At 64.7% G+C, this 18,607-nt stretch carries 19 protein-coding genes and 1 tRNA gene; 8 read left to right on the plus strand and 12 right to left on the minus strand.

Annotated elements, in window-relative coordinates:
• Positions 1 to 69: 69 nt before the first annotated feature.
• On the plus strand, positions 70 to 936 hold the full coding sequence (locus tag PG900_RS13380) for a helix-turn-helix transcriptional regulator (RefSeq protein ID WP_024944156.1): 867 nt from the start codon (positions 70 to 72) through the stop codon (positions 934 to 936).
• Between the two features lie 146 nt (positions 937 to 1,082).
• On the opposite strand, the gene PG900_RS13385 is transcribed toward PG900_RS13380, so the two are convergent.
• On the minus strand, positions 1,083 to 3,176 hold the full coding sequence (locus tag PG900_RS13385) for a sensor histidine kinase (protein WP_270803059.1): 2,094 nt from the start codon (positions 3,174 to 3,176) through the stop codon (positions 1,083 to 1,085).
• Positions 3,177 to 3,207: 31 nt separating this feature from the next.
• Positions 3,208 to 4,563, minus strand: a complete 1,356-nt coding sequence (locus tag PG900_RS13390; RefSeq protein WP_270803057.1) for a sigma-54-dependent transcriptional regulator — start codon at positions 4,561 to 4,563, stop codon at positions 3,208 to 3,210.
• A gap of 248 nt (positions 4,564 to 4,811) precedes the next feature.
• Between PG900_RS13390 and PG900_RS13395 the strand changes: the two genes are divergently transcribed.
• The 6 genes from PG900_RS13395 to PG900_RS13420 all read left to right on the plus strand — a co-directional run bounded on the left by PG900_RS13395 (position 4,812) and on the right by PG900_RS13420 (position 10,708).
• Entirely contained in the window at positions 4,812 to 5,654 is an 843-nt protein-coding gene (locus PG900_RS13395) for a substrate-binding domain-containing protein (RefSeq protein WP_270803055.1), read from the plus strand.
• A 67-nt stretch (positions 5,655 to 5,721) separates the two neighbouring features.
• Positions 5,722 to 6,423 carry an ABC transporter permease gene (locus PG900_RS13400; RefSeq protein WP_043163605.1) on the plus strand — a complete coding sequence of 234 codons (702 nt, stop codon included), beginning with the start codon at positions 5,722 to 5,724 and terminating at the stop codon, positions 6,421 to 6,423.
• A 115-nt stretch (positions 6,424 to 6,538) separates the two neighbouring features.
• The gene (locus PG900_RS13405) at positions 6,539 to 7,234 is read left to right on the plus strand and encodes an energy-coupling factor ABC transporter ATP-binding protein (protein ID WP_045527711.1); all 696 of its coding nucleotides are present in this window, start codon (positions 6,539 to 6,541) and stop codon (positions 7,232 to 7,234) included.
• Positions 7,206 to 7,844, plus strand: a complete 639-nt coding sequence (mobA, locus tag PG900_RS13410; protein WP_118880736.1) for a molybdenum cofactor guanylyltransferase MobA — start codon at positions 7,206 to 7,208, stop codon at positions 7,842 to 7,844. The genes PG900_RS13405 and mobA overlap by 29 nt, the downstream gene beginning before the upstream one ends.
• Positions 7,841 to 9,586: a bifunctional molybdopterin-guanine dinucleotide biosynthesis adaptor protein MobB/molybdopterin molybdotransferase MoeA gene (locus tag PG900_RS13415; RefSeq protein WP_270831602.1), complete on the plus strand. Its 1,746-nt coding sequence runs from the start codon at positions 7,841 to 7,843 to the stop codon at positions 9,584 to 9,586. Before mobA ends, PG900_RS13415 begins: the two co-directional genes overlap by 4 nt.
• A gap of 63 nt (positions 9,587 to 9,649) precedes the next feature.
• On the plus strand, positions 9,650 to 10,708 hold the full coding sequence (locus tag PG900_RS13420) for an FUSC family protein (RefSeq protein ID WP_043121351.1): 1,059 nt from the start codon (positions 9,650 to 9,652) through the stop codon (positions 10,706 to 10,708).
• 70 nt (positions 10,709 to 10,778) lie between these two features.
• On the opposite strand, the gene PG900_RS13425 is transcribed toward PG900_RS13420, so the two are convergent.
• From PG900_RS13425 to PG900_RS13465, 9 genes are all read right to left on the minus strand, one after another.
• Complete coding sequence (locus PG900_RS13425; RefSeq protein WP_017409128.1) at positions 10,779 to 12,152, minus strand: HD-GYP domain-containing protein; 1,374 nt, start codon at positions 12,150 to 12,152, stop codon at positions 10,779 to 10,781.
• Between the two features lie 87 nt (positions 12,153 to 12,239).
• Positions 12,240 to 12,860 (minus strand): DUF3332 domain-containing protein, encoded by a 621-nt coding sequence (locus PG900_RS13430; RefSeq protein WP_017409129.1) that lies wholly within the window; start codon positions 12,858 to 12,860, stop codon positions 12,240 to 12,242.
• A gap of 128 nt (positions 12,861 to 12,988) precedes the next feature.
• Positions 12,989 to 14,284 carry a methyl-accepting chemotaxis protein gene (locus PG900_RS13435; RefSeq protein WP_270831603.1) on the minus strand — a complete coding sequence of 432 codons (1,296 nt, stop codon included), beginning with the start codon at positions 14,282 to 14,284 and terminating at the stop codon, positions 12,989 to 12,991.
• Between the two features lie 194 nt (positions 14,285 to 14,478).
• On the minus strand, positions 14,479 to 14,940 hold the full coding sequence (locus PG900_RS13440; protein WP_016351550.1) for a GNAT family N-acetyltransferase: 462 nt from the start codon (positions 14,938 to 14,940) through the stop codon (positions 14,479 to 14,481).
• Between the two features lie 78 nt (positions 14,941 to 15,018).
• Positions 15,019 to 15,462: a DoxX family protein gene (locus tag PG900_RS13445; protein WP_016351551.1), complete on the minus strand. Its 444-nt coding sequence runs from the start codon at positions 15,460 to 15,462 to the stop codon at positions 15,019 to 15,021.
• Between the two features lie 5 nt (positions 15,463 to 15,467).
• Positions 15,468 to 16,223, minus strand: a complete 756-nt coding sequence (locus tag PG900_RS13450) for an HvfC/BufC N-terminal domain-containing protein (RefSeq protein WP_270831604.1) — start codon at positions 16,221 to 16,223, stop codon at positions 15,468 to 15,470.
• Positions 16,216 to 17,064, minus strand: a complete 849-nt coding sequence (gene bufB / locus PG900_RS13455; protein WP_252375675.1) for an MNIO family bufferin maturase — start codon at positions 17,062 to 17,064, stop codon at positions 16,216 to 16,218. The genes PG900_RS13450 and bufB overlap by 8 nt, the downstream gene beginning before the upstream one ends.
• Positions 17,065 to 17,135: 71 nt before the next feature.
• Entirely contained in the window at positions 17,136 to 17,399 is a 264-nt protein-coding gene (locus PG900_RS13460; RefSeq protein ID WP_016351554.1) for a BufA1 family periplasmic bufferin-type metallophore, read from the minus strand.
• Between the two features lie 358 nt (positions 17,400 to 17,757).
• Positions 17,758 to 17,958 (minus strand): YbfA family protein, encoded by a 201-nt coding sequence (locus tag PG900_RS13465; protein ID WP_011706879.1) that lies wholly within the window; start codon positions 17,956 to 17,958, stop codon positions 17,758 to 17,760.
• A gap of 214 nt (positions 17,959 to 18,172) precedes the next feature.
• On the opposite strand from PG900_RS13465, the gene PG900_RS13470 reads away from it, so the two are divergent.
• Entirely contained in the window at positions 18,173 to 18,466 is a 294-nt protein-coding gene (locus tag PG900_RS13470) for a hypothetical protein (RefSeq protein WP_011706880.1), read from the plus strand.
• 63 nt (positions 18,467 to 18,529) lie between these two features.
• On the opposite strand, the gene PG900_RS13475 is transcribed toward PG900_RS13470, so the two are convergent.
• A tRNA-Cys gene (locus tag PG900_RS13475) sits at positions 18,530 to 18,603 on the minus strand.
• Between the last annotated feature and the right edge of the window lie 4 nt (positions 18,604 to 18,607).

The raw sequence follows: 18,607 nt of genomic DNA on the forward strand, positions 1-18,607 counted from the left end.
CGCGCTGTATCTCGATCACGCCACCACACAGGCCACCACAGGGGTCAGGAACAAGCCATGAACGAGTTTATGAACGTGAAGCAGGTGGCGGAATACCTCGATCTCAACGAGAAGAAGGTCTACCAGCTCGCCAACGAGGCGCGCATCCCCGCCACCAAGGCGACCGGCAAGTGGCTGTTTCCCCGCTCCCTGCTCGATCGCTGGCTGCTCGGCAGCTGCCACGAGGGGGTGATGAACGACCGCCTGCTGCTGGCGGGCTCAGACGACGTGCTGCTGCACTACGCCAGCAGCCGGCTAGCCCAGCAGCTCGGCACCCAGGCTCTGGTGGGCTACACCCCGTGCGGCACCCGGCAGGGACTGGCGATGCTGGCGCGCGGCCATGTGGACTTGTGCGCCATCCATTGGGGGCAGGCCGAGGAGGCCCACCTGCGCCACCCGGCGCTGGTACAGCAGTATCAGGGCCACCGGCAATGGGTGATCGTTCATGGATTTCGGCGGGTGCAGGGGCTGGTGCTGCGCCGGGGCTTGCAACCGAAAGAGGCGAGACAGGCGCTCGACTGGCGCTGGGCCATGCGCCAGGAGGGGGCCGGCAGCCAGCGCGCCCTGCAGGAGTGGCTGCAAACCCAGGGGGAGTCGCTGACCCGGCTCGAGCGCACTATCGAGGTCAACAGCGAGCGGGAGCTGGCCGCCGCCATCAGCCGCGGCGATGCCGATGTCGGGCCCGGCGCCCAGAGCACCGCCACCGAGTTCGGCCTCGATTTCATGCCGCTCTCCCAGGAGTGCTTCGATCTGGTGATGCCGCAGGGGGTCTTCTTTCGCACCCTGCTGCAGCAGCTGATCGGCTGGCTGCAATCCCCCGAGGGGCGCGAGCTGGCGGCCCGCCTTGGCGGCTATGACCTGACCCAGAGCGGCAAGCTGGTGTGGAGCCCGCAGTAAGTATCCCCTCACTCGCCCGTAAAAAAGCCCGCCAAGACCAATATTGACGGGCTTTTTTGTGCCTCACTCTGAAGCTCGACAGCCACCCCCCTCCCCGTTGAGGGCAATACGTGCCCTTCAAGTTCGGCGGGCTTTTTATGATGTCGTCATGACTGGGGCTCGACGCTTGCCTCACGCCCCTCGGCGTTGAGGGCGATGCGCCACCCCTCCAGCCGGTCGCGCTCGCCGCCGCTGGCCAGCCGGGCGTGGCTGCGCAGGCGGATGGTAAAACAGCTGCCCTGCCCCGGGGTGGAGTCTACCAACAGCTCCCCGCCCCAGCGGCTGATGATGCGGTGGCTCAGGGCCAACCCCAGCCCGGTGCCGGTGGCGCGGGTGGTGAAGAAGGGGTCGAAGATCTTGTCGATGATGGCTGCCTCGATGCCGCTGCCGTTGTCGATGACCCGCACCTCGGCCCCTTGCAACTGGCCGGCGTCATCCAGCCAGTCGCGGCTCTCGACCCGGATCTCCCCCTGCTCCCCCAGCGCATGGCTGGCGTTGACCAAGAGGTTGATCAGCACCTGCAGCAGCTGCTGGCGATCCGCCTCGATGGGCTGCTGGGCCCTGAGATCGGCCACCAGGTTCACCTGCTGCTGGCGCAGGGCGGAGCGCACCAGGGTCAGGCTCTCCTCGATGATGGGGGTGAGATGCTGCCACACCGGCGCCGTCTCGTAATCGCCGGGGCGGGAATATTGCAGCAGGCTGCGGGTGATGGCGCGAATGCGCTCGATCTGGGCCAGCACCAGCGCCAGCTCCTCGCTCACCGGCGCGGCCGCCTCCCCCAGCTCCAGTTTCATCAGCTCCACATTGCCGAGGATCACCGCCAGCGGGTTGTTGATCTCGTGGGCCACCCCGGCACAGAGCTCGCCGAGGGCCGCCAGCTTCTCGCTGATGAGCAACTGCTGGCGGGCCTGGGTCAGCATGTGGATGTGGTGCTCGAGCTCGGCGGTCTTCTGCTCAAGGCTCTGGGTACGCTCGGCCACCTTCTGCTCCAGCTCATCGGCGCTGCGGGCCAGCTGCTGCTGGTGCGCCGCCTGCTGATCCAGCATGGCGTCGAACTGGCGACCAAGCTGGGCCAGCTCGTGATCGGGGTCGAGAGCCAGCACGCCGATGCGGGCCGGCTGACCCGCCTGCACCTGACGCACCACCTTGTGCATCCGCTCGATGGGGGTGAACAAGTCCCGCGCGCCGCGATAGACCAGCAGGCCGGAGAGCAGCAGCAACACCACCACGCCGGAGCCCAGCTCCAGCAGGTTGGTGAGGTAGGTGCGGATGATGGGCCACTCGAGAAAACCGACGTAGAGCATGCCGATGCGCTCACCATTGGCGCCCAAGAGCGGCTCGTAGCCCGACACATACCAGGCGTCGTGGACGAAGGCGCGATCAATCCAGGGCTCACCGCGGCCCAGCACCTGCTCGCGCACCGGCGCCGACACCCGGGTGCCCACCGCCCGCCCCAGCTGGCGACTACTGCTGGCGGGCACGTTGGTGCTCACTCGCAGATCGCCGAGAAACAGGGTGACGGTGCCGATGCTGCCGGCCGGCAGGGTGTTCTTGGCGAACACCTGGCCCTTGAGCTCGTCCACCAGCCGGGTGCTGCCGTTGATGAGCTCGCCTCCCTCCAGCACGCCCCAGAGGCTGCCGTCCCGCCCCATCACCGGGGTCAGCGAGAGGCTGACCAGGCCGCGGGTCTCCTGCCCCGCCACCGGATCATATTCCCGCTCCAGCACGGCACGGCTGGCCAGCGCCGGCGAGAGCGCCAGCAGTTGCTCCCGCGACCAGACCACGAAGTGGCTGACGCTGCGCCCGGCGGCGAGGGCCGCGCGATCCTGCGCTGGCAGCAGATCCAGCTCGCTGCCGCTGCGCAGGCGCAAAAAATCGAGGCCGTAGTTGGCGGCGAGCGGCATCACCCATTGGCGCAAGCGGGCGGGAGATTCGCGCAGCTGCAGCTGGAAGGCCCAGGCATCGCGCAGGTGCTCGAGGTGCTCGGCCTGGCGCTGCTGCTGCACGCTCACCGCGTGGTGTGCCACGCCAAGGTCGCTGCGCACCGTGGTGAGCAGATTCTGCCAGCTGTAGGTGAGGGTCCAGTAGAGGGTCAGTCCTATCATGCCGGCCAAAGTCAGCATGATGGGCACCGAGGTGAGCAGCAGCAGACGCCAGCGCACCTTGGTTCTGAGCAACCACGGGATCTGCGCCAGCCTCATGACTCACTCCGGCGGCAAGGGGCGAGCCGGCTCATTCGATGGCCCACTCCTTGAACTTGCGCTCCAGGGTCTTGCGCGCCACCCCGAGCACCCGGGAGGCGGCCGACTTGTTGCCATCATGGCTCGCCACCACCTGCAGGATGTGAGCCTTCTCCACCTCGGCCAGCGCCCACTCCAACGGATAGCCCTCCTCGCCCCGCGCCGACTCGGCCGGCTTGGCGCTCTGCCAGTATTCGGCAGGCGGCTTGCCCAGCAGCAGGCAGCGCTCGATGAGGTTGCGCAGCTCGCGCACGTTGCCGGGCCAGGGGTAGGCCTGCATGGCTACTACGTCCTCGTGGGTCCAGTGCAGGGCGCCCATGCCCATCTCGGCAGTGAGTTGGCGGGTGAAGTGGTGCACCAGGGCGGGGATGTCATCGATCCGCTCGCGCAGGGGGGCCACCGGCAGCGCCACCACGTTGAGGCGATAGAAGAGGTCTTCACGAAAACGGCCCGCCTCCACCTCCGCCTTCAGGTTGCGGTTGGTGGCGGCGACGATACGCACGTCCACCGAAAGTTCCCGCTCGGCCCCCACCGGGCGGATGGCTTTCTGCTCCAGCGCCCGCAGCAGGGAGGCCTGCATGGCGAGCGGCATCTCGCCGATCTCGTCCAGAAACAGCGTGCCCTGGTGGGCGACCCGGAACAGGCCGTCGCGCCCCTTGCGGGCGCCGGTAAAGGCCCCCTGCACGTGGCCGAACAGCTCGCTTTCCAGCAGCTCGGGGGCGATGGAGGCGCAGTTGAGCGGCACGAAGGCCCCCACCCGGCCAGAGAGCTGGTGCAGGGCGCGGGCCACCAGCTCCTTGCCGGTGCCGGACTCCCCCTCCACCAGCACGGCGGCGTTGGAGGGGGCGACCCGGGCGATCAGCGTCTTGAGCTCGCGGGTCTTGGCGCTGTCGCCGATCAGGGTGGGCGGGAACAGCTTGCTCACCTCCCGGCGCAGCAGCAGGTTCTCCCGCTCCATCTGGCGGCGCTCGATGACCCGGTCCACCGCCTGCACCATCTGATCCAGGTTGAAGGGTTTGAGAATGAAGTCGCTGGCGCCGAGCCGCAACGCCTTGAGGGCCGTCTCCATGTCGCCAAAGCCGGTCATGAAGATGATGTCGCTGCGCCGGGTGGCGGGATCGATGGCCTCGTGCCACTCGATGCCGGAGCGCCCCGGCAGGCGGATGTCGGCGATGATGAGATCGAAATGCAGGCGGCAACGCAGGGCTTCGGCCTCCTCCACGCTGGCGGCCGTCTCTATCTGGGCGAAGCGGCGGGCCAGCGCCTTGGCGAGGAAGCTGCGCATGCCTGGTTCGTCGTCGACGATGAGCAAGGAGAGGGCGGACCAGCGGCTGGCGGGTGCAGTCATGAAAAAAGTACCTCAGATTCAACAAGGTTCCGGGATTGTCCCACCGACCTTATAAACTGTGGGACATTTTGTCGCTAACCGGCCCCAAGTGCCAACTCCGTTTATTAAAAGCGACGGTGCCATCACGCAATTAGTGCGCTTAACCGACTGTTTTCACATTAAAAACCGGGCCGAACAAGGCTCGCGGTCAGCTTGGCACCCTGCTTGCTTAGTCCTGCCCTCTCTCCATCACCGGGTACCCTGACATCATGATCACAGCCACAGTGCGCAAACGCCTCGCCCTTGCCCTCTCCTCCGCCCTGCTGCTCAGCCTGCCGCTCTGGAGCGCTGCCAGCCATGCCGAGACCAAGGCACCCATCCGCCTCGCCACCACCACCAGCACCGAACAGTCCGGCCTGCTGGGCTGGCTGCTGCCCCAATTCACCAAGGAGACCGGCTACCCGGTGCAGGTGATGGCGGCCGGTACCGGCCAGAGCCTGAAGATGGGCGAGAACGGCGACGCGGATCTGGTGATGACCCACGCTCCCTCTGCCGAGAAGGCCTTCGTCGAGGCGGGCTTTGGCATCGAGCCTGAGCACCTGATGTACAACGACTTCGTCATCGTCGGCCCGACGAAAGATCCGGCCGGTCTTGGCAAGCTGCACGACGCCGCCAAGGCGCTGCAGGCCATCAAGGAGAAGGGGCAGACCTTTATCTCCCGCGGGGACGAGTCCGGCACCCACATCAAGGAGAAGACCCTGTGGCAGGCGGCCGACGTCAAGCCTGAGTTCGCCGGCTACAAGTCCATCGGCCAGGGCATGGGGCCGACCCTGACCATGGCTTCGGAGCTGGGTGCCTACACCCTGACCGACCGCGGCACCTGGCTCGCCTACCAGAGCAAGCTGGATCTCGCCGTGCTGCTGGAGGGGGACAAGCGGTTGTTCAACCCCTACCAAGTGATCCTGGTCAACCCCAAGCGTTACCCGGATCTCAACACCGAAGGGGCCCGCACCCTGAAGAACTGGCTGGTCTCCCAGCATGGTCAGCAGCTTATCGGTGACTTCAAGGTGGCCGGCCAGCCGCTGTTCGTGGCCGACGCCAAGCCGCAGTGATGCCACGGCCGCCCCTGCTCGACCAGCCCCTGGCGCCCCTCGCCACCTTGAATGACGGAGGCGCCCGGTGCCGACCCTGATCGAAACCACACTGGCCGCCCTGGCGCTGCTGTTCAGCGGCGACGCCGAGCTGTGGCAGGTGGTGGGGGTCTCCTTCTCGGTGTCGGGCCTCGCGCTCGGGCTGGTGCTGCTGCCGGCCCTGCTGCTCGGCTTCGCGCTGGCCTATCTGCCGATCCCGGCGCGCTGGCTCTGGCTCTCCTGCATCAATACCCTGCAGTCGGTACCGACCGTGGTGATTGGCCTCTTGCTCTACATGCTGCTGTCGCGGGCCGGCCCCTTCGGCGACTGGAAGATGCTGTTCACCCAGCAGGCCATGGTGGTGGGGCAGATGCTGATCGCCTTTCCGGTGATCGCCACCATGGCCCACGCCGCGTTCGTGCAAAGCGATAGGCGCGCCTGGGAGACCGCCCGCACCCTGGGGCTCTCCTGGCCCAAGGCGCTGCTCGGGCTGATGCGCGAGTGCCGCTTCGGCCTGCTGGCGGCGGTGATCGGCGCCTTCAGCCGCATCGTCACCGAGGTGGGCTGCTCCATGATGGTGGGGGGCAACATTTTGCACTTCACCCGCAACATCCCCACCGCCATCGCGCTGGAGACCCAGAAAGGGGCCTTCACCCAGGGGGTGGCACTCGGCATCGTGCTGCTGGCCCTGGCCCTGCTGCTCAACCTGTTGCTGACCGCATGCCGTGGTCACAGCTATCTGAAGAACTGACCATGGCGCAGCGCACTATTATCCATAACCAAATGCTGCTGACCCCACCGCTGTCGCGGTCACGGTTATGTGAAGAACCGACCATGCCCCCACCGTCCATCCACCGGAGTACGCCATGGCCCTGACCGCCCACCAGCTGATGATGCGCTTTGGCGAGCGCGACCTGTTCCAGATTGAGCAGCTCTCCATCGCGGCCGGCGACGCCATCTGGCTGCGCGGCGCGAACGGGGTGGGCAAGACCACATTGCTCAAGATCCTGGCCGGCCTGCTCACCCCGACCCGGGGCCACACCAACCTCCCCTCTGGCTGGCGCGGCAAGCTCGGTCAGTGGCTCAAGCGCGATCCGGGGCCGGGCCGGGTCACCTACCTGCACCAGACCCCCTACCTGTTTGATCGCAGCGTGCACGACAACGTGGCCTGGGCCCTCGGCCATCGCGCCGCCGACGAGGTACGGGTGTTCGAGGCGCTGCGCCGGGTCGAGCTGGAGGGGCTGGCACGGGAGCACATCAGCATTTTGTCTGGCGGCGAGCGCCAACGGCTGGCCATGGCCCGCGCCTGGGCGCTGCAGCCCGCCTTTTTGCTGATGGACGAGCCCACCGCCAATCTGGATGCACATTCGGTTGCCCTGATGGCCGCCATGGCGCAAGATCTGCGGGAACAGGGCAGCGGCCTGGTCATCATCAGCCACCAGAGCAACGATCTGACAGACCTGTGCGAGCGGCAATGGACCCTCGCCCGGGGCCGGCTGCACGAACCCACTCCTTTGAAAATCATCGAGCGACATGACCTCAAACAGCGAACCTCGTACTGACCGCTTTCCCGTCTCCGCCGTGGTGCTGGCCGGCGGCCGTGCCACCCGCATGGGGGGCGCCGACAAGGGCTGGGTCGAGTTGGCGGGCCGCCCGCTCATCGACCACGTGCTTGACCGACTGAGGCCCCAGGTTGACGAGATCCTGATCAACGCCAACCGCAGCCAGGCCCGCTACCAGGCGCTGGCCCCGGTCATCGGCGACGACAACCCCGACTATCTCGGCCCGCTAGCGGGCATGCAGGCCGGCCTTGCCGCCGCCCGCCACGACTGGGTGCTGTTCGTGCCCTGCGACGGCCCTGCCCTGCCCCGCGATCTGATGGCGCGCTTTCGCGCCGCCCTGACCCCGGCGACCGAGCTGGTGGTGGCCCATGACGGCGACTGGCTGCAACCCGTGGTGGCCCTGCTGCACAAGTCCCTGCTCCCCTCCCTGTCCGCCGCGCTGGCCGAGGGAGAGCGCAAAATCGATATCTGGTTTGCCCGCCACCAGATGGCGGTGGTGAGCTTTGCCGACCAGCCGGATGCCTTCATCAATCTCAACAGCCCGGACGAGCTGGCCGCCTACGAGGCGCGCCTGCCAGACGCCACTACCGGACAAGGAGCCACCTCATGACCCCGGCCCCCACCCTGCCTCTGCTCGGCTTTGCCGCCTGGAGCGGCACCGGCAAGACCACCCTGCTCGAGCAGCTCATCCCCCTGCTGGTGAGCCGCGGCCTGCGCCTCGGGGTGCTCAAGCACGCCCACCACGACTTTGACATCGACCAGCCGGGCAAAGACAGCCACCGCCTGCGCCAGGCCGGTGCCAGCCAGATGATGGTGGCCTCCCGCCGCCGTCACGCCCGCATCATCGAGACCGATCTGGGTGAGGCTGATTTTCGCGAGCTGCTGGCCAGCTTCGATCAGCGCAGCCTCGACCTGCTGCTGGTGGAAGGGTTCAAGCACGAGCACTTCCCGAAAATCGAGTTGCACCGCGCCGCCATCGGCAAGCCGCTGCTGTTCCCGCTTGATCGCGACATCATTGCCGTGGCCAGCGATCAGCCCACAGAGACCGCCCTGCCCCGGCTCGACATCAATGATCTGGACGCCATCGCCGACTTCGTCTGCCACTGGCTCAAAGAGAGTCAGACGCGGGAGCAGGAGGCTGGCAACGGCTTTCTGTCGGTCGAGGGGGCGCGTCAGGCCATTCTTGATGCACTCGCCCCCTCTACCCGCAGCATCGACCTGCCACTCGCCCGCTGCCACGGCGCCGTGCTGGCGGGGGATCTCGTCAGCCCCATCAATGTGCCGCCCCACGCCAACTCGGCGATGGACGGCATTGGCCTGCGCAGCGACGATCTCGCCGCCGGCCACTGGCAGCTGGTGGGAGAAGTGCTGGCGGGTCAGCCGCGCAGCGCGCCGGTACTGGCGGGACAGGCGGTGCAGATCATGACCGGCGCCCCGCTCCCCCCCGGCGTCGACACCGTGGTGATGCGCGAAGAGACTCACATTGAGGGTGAGTGGGTCAGCGTCAACGCCCCCGTCAAGGCGGGGCAGAACGTGCGCCAGGCTGGGGAAGATCTGGCGCTGGGGGCGGTCGCCATCGCGGCCAGTACCCGCCTCGGCGCCCCTCAGCTCGGGCTGGCGGCTTCTCTGGGGCAGGCAACGCTGACGGTACGCGCGCCGCTCAAGGTGGCGCTGTTCAGTACCGGCGACGAGGTGCAGGCACCGGGCGAGACGCTCGCCCCCGGCCACATCTTCGACAGCAACCGCTTCACCCTGATGGCGCTCATCGCCGGGGCTGGCTGCGAGGTGATGGACCTTGGCATCATCCCCGATGATCCCGCCATCCTGCGCCAACAGCTGGCACAGGCCGCGGCCGATGCCGACCTGGTGCTGAGCTCGGGCGGGGTGTCGGTGGGCAATGCCGACTTCATCAAGCAGGTGCTGGCCGAGCTTGGCCAGATCGCCTTCTGGCGCATCCAGATGCGGCCGGGCCGACCGCTGGCGTTTGGCAAGCTGGGGACGACCCCCTTCTTCGGCCTGCCCGGCAATCCGGTGGCCGCCATGGTCTGCTTCCTGCAATTCGTCGAGCCCGCCATCGCCCGCCTGCAGGGCCGGGTCTGGCAGCCGCTGCGCCTGTCGGCGCTGGCCGAGCAGCAGATGCAGAGCCGCCCTGGCCGCACCGAGTTTCTGCGCGGCGTCTTCCATCAGGATGCCAGCGGCGTGCTGCGGGTGCGCACTACAGGGCCGCAGGGCTCCGGCATTCTCAGCTCCATGAGCGATGCCAACTGCCTGATTGAAATCGTCCCCGCCCAGCCCGCCATCGCGGTCGGCGAGCGGGTCTGGATCCACCCACTCCAGGGACGAGTGGCCTGATACCGGTGTCCACCCCGCCGGGCGTGGCGGGGTGGTTGCCCCCATGAATCCGAGGCTTGTCCCTTGCGCCTGAATGCCCCCCTCTCCCGACTCGATCTGCTGATCTACGGTCACTACCGCATCGTCCACGGCCTGCGCATCGCGCTCGCCTTCATGCTCACCTTTCTGCTGACCCGCGAGCTCAAGCTGCCGGAAAGCACCTGGCCCCTCATCACCCTGGTGGTGGTGATGGGCCCCATCTCGTTCTGGGGCAATGTGCTGTCGCGCGCGCTGCAGCGGGTGGTCGGCACCATCTTCGGCGCCAGCTGCGGGGTGGTGGCGCTCTATCTCGAGCTCTACTCCCTGCCGCTGATGCTGCTGTGGTGCGGCTGCATCATGTTTCTGTGCGGCTATCTGGCGCTTGGCAAGCGCCCCTACGTGGGGCTGCTCATCGGCATCACCCTCGGCGTCACCATGGGGGCCATGCCCGGCGACATCGAAACCGCCCTGTGGCGCAGTGCCGACGTGATCCTGGGCTCATTGCTGGCGCTGCTGTTTTGCAGCATCTATCCCCAGCGCGCCTACAGCCACTGGCGACTACAGATGCACGACACCCTGCAGCAGGCCCAGCGGCTCTATCATACCCACCTATCCCCCAACGTGCTGGAGCGGCCACGCCTCGCCCACAGCCACGCCAGATTGCTCTCCAAGATGGTGAGTCTGCGCCCGCTGCTGACCCCGGCGGTCAAGGAGACCCGCCTTGGCAGCGCCCTGTTCGAAGCGATCCAGACCACCATGCGCAACACCCTCTGCACCCTGGAGATGCTGGCCAATACCTACTGGCGCGATCGCCAGAGCCACTTTCTGATGCAGAGCACCCCGGAGCTGCGCGCCTGCCAGCAGGCAACCGAGGCGCTGATGAGCGAGCTGGCGCTGATGCTCAAGAGCGGCGAGCTGCAGGGCTCGGAGCTGGCCATCAGCCGTCTGCAGGAGGCGGCCGGCCGGGTGCGGATCGACGCCGGCGGCGAGGCCGCCATCAGCGGCTATCTGTGGCTCAACCTGCAACTCACCGAACAGCTCACCCACCTGCGCCGGCTGCTGGGCCTGGTGATGCACCCTCCCCGCAGCCAGAACCACCCATAGCAAAACGCCCCGCAAAGCGGGGCGTTGTCGTTAAAAGGCCAATAACTTGAGGCCCGATATGGCACCAACATTAACTGGCGTTTGCCAGCGGCTGCTCGAACGGGAGGTAGAGGGAAAAATCCTGGATCCCCGCCTGCAGGGCAGCAAAGCAGTCTGGATCAATGGCCGACCCCAGTGTCTCGGCCATCATCTCCAGCGCCTGGGGCACCGGGATGGCACCGCGATAGGGGCGTTTGGCCGTGATGGCATCAAAAATGTCGGCCGTGGTGATGATGCGGGTCTCCAAGGCTATCTCGTCCCCTTTCAATCCTTTGGGGTAACCCTTGCCATCGAGGCGCTCATGGTGGGCCCCCGCCACTTGCGCCAGCTCCTCGAACGCCCCTATGCGACTCAGGATCTCCTCGGTATAGGCGGCATGCATCTGCACGGCGGCCCACTCCTGCGCATCCAGCTTGCCCGGCTTGTCGAGAATGGCGTTGCTCACCCCCAGCTTGCCCACGTCGTGGAGCAGAGCGCCACGCTTGAGCCAGCGTCGTCGCTGTTCGGACAAGCCCATCTGGGTGGCGAGGATGTCGGTATAGAGCGCCACCCGGCCACTATGACCAGCGGTGTAGGGACTTTTGGAGTCCACCACCTGGCCAAACGCCGCCGCGATCTCGTCCAGATAATCTTCATCCAGAGCGACTTCCCCCTGCCCGGCCGGGTGAACGAACACCCACTCAGCCAACCTGGGATCCGCCAGTCCTTGCCAAAAGTCGTCATCCGCCAACGCCTCAAACTCGCTAACCAATTGAGGATCAAACCAGCTGCCGCTGCGCTCGCGCAGCTCTTTGAGGGCGGCATCCGGGCCAGCAGTAGCGTGAAACACATCCACCACCTGGCAGAGCAGCGCTATGCGAGAGAAGAGCGGAATCGCGTCACCGGCCAGTTGCAACGGCCGACCTTTGCCGTTCCAGTGCTCATCCAAAGAGAGGATGCCGGCGGCAACCTCTTCACTGAACCGCAACTGGCGAGCGATGTCCGCCCCCCGGTGGCAACGGGTCTGGATCAGTTCGTTGGCTATCTGATCGCCATTGCGAAAGATGTGGAACAGGCTGCGAAAACGCCCCAGCAGATCCGCCTGCAGGCCGGTGTGGCCCAGCACGAAGTTGACCACCTCGGAGAGGGAGCCATCCACCAGCTTGAAGTCGCGTTTGAAGTGAAGATCGTCGGTGAGATAGAGCTCGCAGATACGGGCCGCATTGCTGCTGCACCCCAGATCCTTGAGCAGCAGCATGTAATAGAGATCATGGCGCTGCCGGGCATCCAGCGCCAGCCGCTCGGCCAGCCGGGAACCTATCCAGCAACAGCGAATGCAGTGCCCTCTTGGTTGTCCCTCGGTCATGTCGAGTGCATGACTGAGGGAACCAATCAACTCTGCCAACCGCAATCCATTCACCGTCATAGCCTGCTCCCTTGGACATCATGGCGATCTTGCCTGCTGACTAGGTATACCTTATCCCGAGAGGAATAGATCTGGATTCAGATGAATTTACGCCTCGGCGCTGCCAGTCCGGGCTTTTTCCTCCAGCTGGGCCGGGGTCAGGGTCGACACCAGCCGGCCGTCGAAGTAGATGTCCAGCAGCTCGCCGCGCTTTTCGCCACGCATCAGGCTGCTGCGCCCGTCCAGGTAGTGCACCTCCATCTGGGCGGTGCGCTCGTCCGGGTAGCTCACCTCCACCTCGCGCACCCCTTGCGGCAGCATGGCCAGCGGCACCTTGTTGAGGGACGGATCCAGGTGCTGATTGACCTTGATCAGGGCATCCAGCTTCTGATCCACCAGCGCCGGCGACTTGCCGGTGATGGGGTTCTTGCCAGACCAGAATTCGATGGTATTGAACACGAACAGATCGGCGGTGGCCGCCAGGCCGTACACCGGCGAGAGCAGGACGAAGACCCCGGCCCGACCGTAACGGTTGTCCACCACGCTGAGGTTGCCCTTGGTCACCATGGAGGAGAGCCCCATCTGCCCCATGCAGCCGCTCAACCCCACGCTTGCCACCATGCCCGCCAGCAGCGCCAGTGCCCTGCCATGTCTTCTCGTTGCCATCGTCTTCGCTTGCTCCAGAAATAATGAGGCGGCAAGCCTAAACAGGCCGCCACCGGCGGGCAATTCACAAGCAGGGCGCGATACAGCGGGGGTTCAGACTGGGATATCGACTGCTCACCATTCATACAGCCTGTCGAAATAACGGCCAGGATGACAGCCTGCCTCTCACGAGGCAGGCCCCCTGAACGGCATCAGATGGAGAGGCTGGAAACGGTCGCCGAGACGTTGTTGGCCTCCTGCCGGATCTCCGCCATCACCTCGTTGACCTTGTCGATCTGCTGCTTGCCGAGCTCGGCGCTGCCGGCCACCCTGGCCATGTCGTCGGTCACTTTGGCGGTCAGCTCGCGGTTCTTCTGCACCACCTTGGCAATCTCGTCGGTGGAGAGGGACGTGCGTGCCGCCAGCTGGCGCACCTCATCGGCTACCACTGCGAAACCGCGCCCCTGATCCCCGGCCCGGGCCGCCTCGATGGCCGCATTGAGGGCCAGCAGATTGGTCTGATCGGCGATGCTGCTGATGGTGGAGACAATGGCCTCGATGCTTTTGGACTGCTCGTTGAGCTGGTTGATGAGCAGTATCGTCTTGTCCACCTGCTCGCTAATGAGCGACGAGGTGTCCACCACAGAGCGCAGCAGATCCGCCCCCTGCTCGGCACTGCGCAGGGTCTCCTGCGCCGTGGCATGAGCCACTTGGGCTGCATCGCGCACCGCATGGCTCTTGGTGACCCGCTCGGTGATGTCGCTGGCAAACTTGATGACCCGGCTCACCTTGCCGCTCTCGTCGCGGATCGGGTTGTAGGTGGCCTCCAGCCAGATCACCTCGCCGTGGCTGTTGCGCCGCAAGAAGAGCCCGGACTTGAACTGGCCCTGTGCCAGCTCCTCCCAGAAGCGGGGGTGCTCTTCATAGAAGGCGTCATCGCAGAACATGCGGTGATTGCGTCCCTTGAGATCGCTCAAGGTATATCCGACACAGCTCAGGAAGTTGGCGTTGGCCGAGATGATGTCGCCATTGGGGGTGAACTCGATCATCGCCAGCGAACGTTCCAGCGCCTTGGTGACCGCTTCCTGACGCAGCAATTGCTGATGCTTGGCGGTGACGTCGCTGGCGATCTTGATCACCTGAGTCACCCGCCCCTGCGACTTGACCGGGAAGTAGCTCGCCTCCAGCCAGACCACCTCGCCCCGCTTGTTGAGGCGCGAGAAGATGCCGGACTTGACCCGGCCCTGCTTGAGCTGGGCCCAGAACTGCTGGTAATCGGCAGAGCGAGCCAACTCCGGGCTGCAAAACATCCGGTGGTGCTGCCCCTGCAACTCCATCGCGCTGTAACCCATCAGGTTCAAGAATGGCTGGTTGGCCTCCAGGATCTCGCCATCCGGAGTGAACATGATGGTCGCGATCCCTTCCTTGACCGCTTCCACGAAGCCCTGGGATTCGGCCAGCTGTGCCTGGCAGGCCTGCAACTGCGCCTTCAGCTTGTTGTTGAACATGGATGTCATACCTCTGTACTGACAAGGTGGATACGGGCACAAGACTCGGCGCTAGGGTGAACCGGCACAAGCCTGTTGAGGCTGATCTTAGTAGAGCACAGTGGTGCGATCAGAATTCGGCCGACATTTTGCCACAGCCGACGAGGGGCTCGCAGTGCAGCCTGCGCCTGATACGTGCAAGGCCCGGCGAGGGATCACCCGGGCTGCCACTCCAGATAAGCGGGATTGGCCACAAAACCGATCCGCTCATAGAGCGGGCGCCCCTCGTCGCTGGCGTGCAGCCAGACCCGGCCCAGCTGCTGCGCCCTGGCATAGTCCGCCATCTGATCCAGCAGGGCGCCGGCCAACCCCTGCCGGCGGTGGGCCGGCAGAGTATACATGTTGAGCAGATAGCCCTCCCTTCCCGCCAGGTTGCCGGGATAGGGCGGGCGCACGAAGAGGGCCAGGGTCGCACTCGCCACCACCTCGCCATCCACTTCCGCCACCCAGGAGCGGGCGCTATCCTCGGCCTGCGCCGTGCTGAAGTAGCGGCTGGTCGCCTGCCAGAGATCGAGGTCGGCCAGCGGTTCGCTCAGCTCCCCCACCTCGCAAAACAGTGCCATGCGCAGGGTCACCAGCGCGGGAATGTCTGCCTGCGTTGCCTGACGGATGATCATAAGCGCTTCTCCTTGTGACGCTCGTTGAGGTGAACAGGCACCCCGCGGGCGCCTGAACAAAGCGCCAGTGTGGAGACTTCACGCCCCCCTGGCAAGGCGCCACTGGTCCCAGGCCAGTGGCCCCGAGCCCCAGACAACCAGGGTCAGCAGCATCCAGCCCCACAGCTGGTGATCGTAAAAACCGCCGGCCCAGAGGGTGGGATAGGAGATCACCGCCACCATGTTGAAGGCAAACAACAGAGCGGCGACCGGCCGGGTAAAGAGCCCGACCAGCAGCAGCACCGGCAGCAGCAGCTCGGTGGCCGTGCCAAGCCAGGCCGCCCACTGCCAGGGCAGCAGGGGCACCTGATACTCGAATTCGAACAGATAGAGGGTGCTGTCCCAGGCGCTCAGCTTGAGCCAGCCGGAACGAAAGAAGGCCACCGCCACCCAACACCTGGCCAGCAGCAACAGGGCGCCGCTCAGCCACCAGGGAACGGCGGGGCCCACCGGTTGCATCAGTGTCCACTTGTGATTTGTCATCGAATTTACTCCAGCGTTGAGGTCACATCGACCAGCAGGCCCAGGGTGACGAGACGAGTCAGAGACTCTGCAGCCTGCGAGTCTCGCGCCAGCAGAGCCGACAGGGCTATGCCCTGGCGACAGCCATCCAGCAGGCGCCACTCTCCTTCGTTCAGGCTCAGCGGCAACACCCGGCAATCGGGCTGTTTCTTGAGGGCTAGCCAGGCGGGAGCCGCCAGATCCTGCACTGTCTCGCCTTCGTGCAGAGCCATCTGCCAGAGGGCATCAACCGGGCGCGGGCTGTCAAACAGAGACAGATCGCAGGCCGGGATCAGCACCAGCGTCTGCCAGGCTGCTGGCGACAGGGCGGCTACCCGCTCGGCCGGCCAGTGGCGCCCCTCGGCAGCCAGCAAACTGGTGCGCTCCAGTGCCCACTCGAAGCGGGCCAGCTCCCCCAGCCAGGGCAGATTTGCGGTGGTCGGCAGCCGGGCAAGCCACTCGCCAAAGCCGGCGCCGTAATGCATCACGCTCCCTTCGCAGAGCGGCTCTGCCAGCACGAAGCCGCGCGCCGCAGCGTCGAAAAACGCCTCCCCCACCATGGCTTTGACGGCCGGGTAGCTGCCCGCCAGCACCTCGCCAAGGCTCAGGATGAAGTGGTTGCGATAAACCTGCAGTACGGCATCCGCCGTAAAGAGACGGGAGTGGATGTGGGGCAGGATGGCCTCGCTCTGGCCAAGCAGCCCCTCGGCAAACTGCTGCTGCCGGCGAGCCAGCTCAGACATGGGCGGCCTCCGACACAAGATGGGTGGCCATGGCGGCATCCAGCATGGCGCTCGCGCGCTCGGCCTCTGCCAACAGCACGGGAAGCGGCGGTATCTCGAGGTCCCACTCGATCAGGGTGGGAATGGCGCGCTGACGGCAGATCTCCTCATAGAGGGCCCAGACCGGTTCGCTCACCGGCGCGCTGTGGGTATCGATATAGAGGTGCCCCTGCGGCAGGGACTGATCGGTAAAACCGGCCAGGTGAATTTCGCCCACCGTAGCGATGTCGATGGCGGCCAGATAGTCGCGGCATGCAAAGCCATGGTTGAAGGCACTGACGTAGAGGTTGTTGAGATCGAGCAGGATGGCGCAGTCGCTGCGCCGCTGCAGCTCCGCCAGAAACTCCCACTCCGGCATCTCCCCCGCCAGTTGCAGGTATGAAGAGGGGTTCTCGATCAGCAGCCGGCAGCCGAGCGCCTCCTGCACCTGCATGATCTTGTCGCTCATGTTGAGCAGGCTCTCCTGGGTATAGGGGACCGGCAGCAGATCGTTGAAGTGGCGCCCCCCAATGCTGCCCCAGCTGAGGTGCTCCGAGATGCGCACCGGTTTGATGGCGCGGGCCAGCGCCGAGAGGCTGGCCAGATGTTCAAGGTCGAGTGCATCGGCCGAGCCCAAGGACATACCGACGCCGTGCAGGCTGACGGGATAGTGCCTGGCCAGCTCGCTCAGCACCTGAAAACCCCGGCTGTGGCGTTCAAAGTAATTTTCGCTGTGCACCTCCAGCCAGCCAACCGCCGGCAGGGTGCGCAATATCTCGTCGTAATGGGGCGTGCGCAATCCAATACCAATCAAGGGGTTCATCGCAAAGCCTCGCTGCAAACCAGCCAAAAGAAGGCCACGGTGCCCCTGAGGCAACACCGTGGCACCCAGCCTTACTTGGGTTGCAGCGAGCCGCCTGCCAGCTTCTCGCACAGCCCCTTTGGCACCACCACGAAGGCGTCACCCTGAGCATCCATTTTGGCGGTACCGGCGCAGGAGCTGGTCTTGGTCGCACAGTCGTTCTTGCTCGCCTTCACCACCCCGTAGCACTTCTCCTTTTCATCGGCCGCCATGGCAGGGGCGGCAACAAACTGGGCGCCGAGGGCCAGCAGACCGGTCATGGCGGAAGCGATGGCAGTGCTCTTTTTAACGTTCATGTTCTGTTCCTTCTGATTGTGTGTGGTGTGCCCGATCGGTCACGACCGGATGCCCTCCATAGAACCGGAGCGCCGGCGAATTGATTTCAAAAAAAATGCAAAATCGGCACATCTATAAAAAACACAATTGGCAACAGACTGTTTTTAAAGGGTTATTTCATTCCCCTTTCAAATGTTCTTTCGCCATGAAAATGTGCACTGCGCCACCCTGCCGCCGCCAATACCCAGGATGCAGGCAATAAAAAACCCCGCCAGAGGGCGGGGTTTGATTGGCACGATACCACCGTGCGGGCATCGGCGGCCGATACTTAATGACAAAAAAGACAGCCGCAGCTGTCTTTTTCAATTGAAACCTGACTTAGTAGAAGATCCGCTCGCCACGCTCGCTCATCTTGAGCCATACCGGCTTGGTGCTGGTCTTGTTCCAGATCCGGTGCAGATAGCTGTAGAAACGGGCCCGATCGCTGCGAAACAGCATCACGGGGAAGGCCAGCATACCCACCAGCAGCACATAGATGCGACGAAGAATTATCTGAGTCAGGGAATAGGGATGAAACATGATAGAACTCCTTACTGGTAAGACCACTGAGCAAAGATTACTCCACAATTTGTAGGATTACTACACCAAGATTCCCATTTTTTTGCAAAAAGATCCCTTAAAAGCCTTAAAGTGAAATTGGGTTACATCGATTAACTTACAAGTAACAAAAGCTGGCAAAGCAGCTCCCGTCGACCAGATTTAATGAGTTGGCACTCAAGATGGAGTCGGTGCGATGAAACCCGCAGAAATGGCGATCATAGGGATACTGGGCCTGCTGCTCTGGTCGGAATGGCAGGATTGGCAGCTCAACCAGGCCGACAGCATCACGCTGGCCTACAAGGGAGCGCCGACCGTCAGCATGTGGCAATGCGGCCAGTTGAAACAGAAGATGATGGATGTGACCGAACACTCAGCCGAAGTGCAGTTTCAATACCGGGGACAGGACCTGACGCAGGTCAACCGCTATCTGGAACGGGAGTGGCAGCAACAGGGCTGTGAGCAGCTGTTGTTGCAGCAAGGATATTGAGCAGAGTGATCCACACCGGGCTGGTGTGATGAAAATACTTTATGGGATGAGACTAGGAGAAGATGGAGGCACGTTCCGGAGTCGAACCGGACTAAACGGATTTGCAATCCGCTGCATAACCGCTTTGCTAACGCGCCATGC

This window comes from Aeromonas sp. QDB03 (assembly GCF_027707985.1).
In the GTDB taxonomy this organism is placed as follows: domain Bacteria; phylum Pseudomonadota; class Gammaproteobacteria; order Enterobacterales; family Aeromonadaceae; genus Aeromonas; species Aeromonas hydrophila.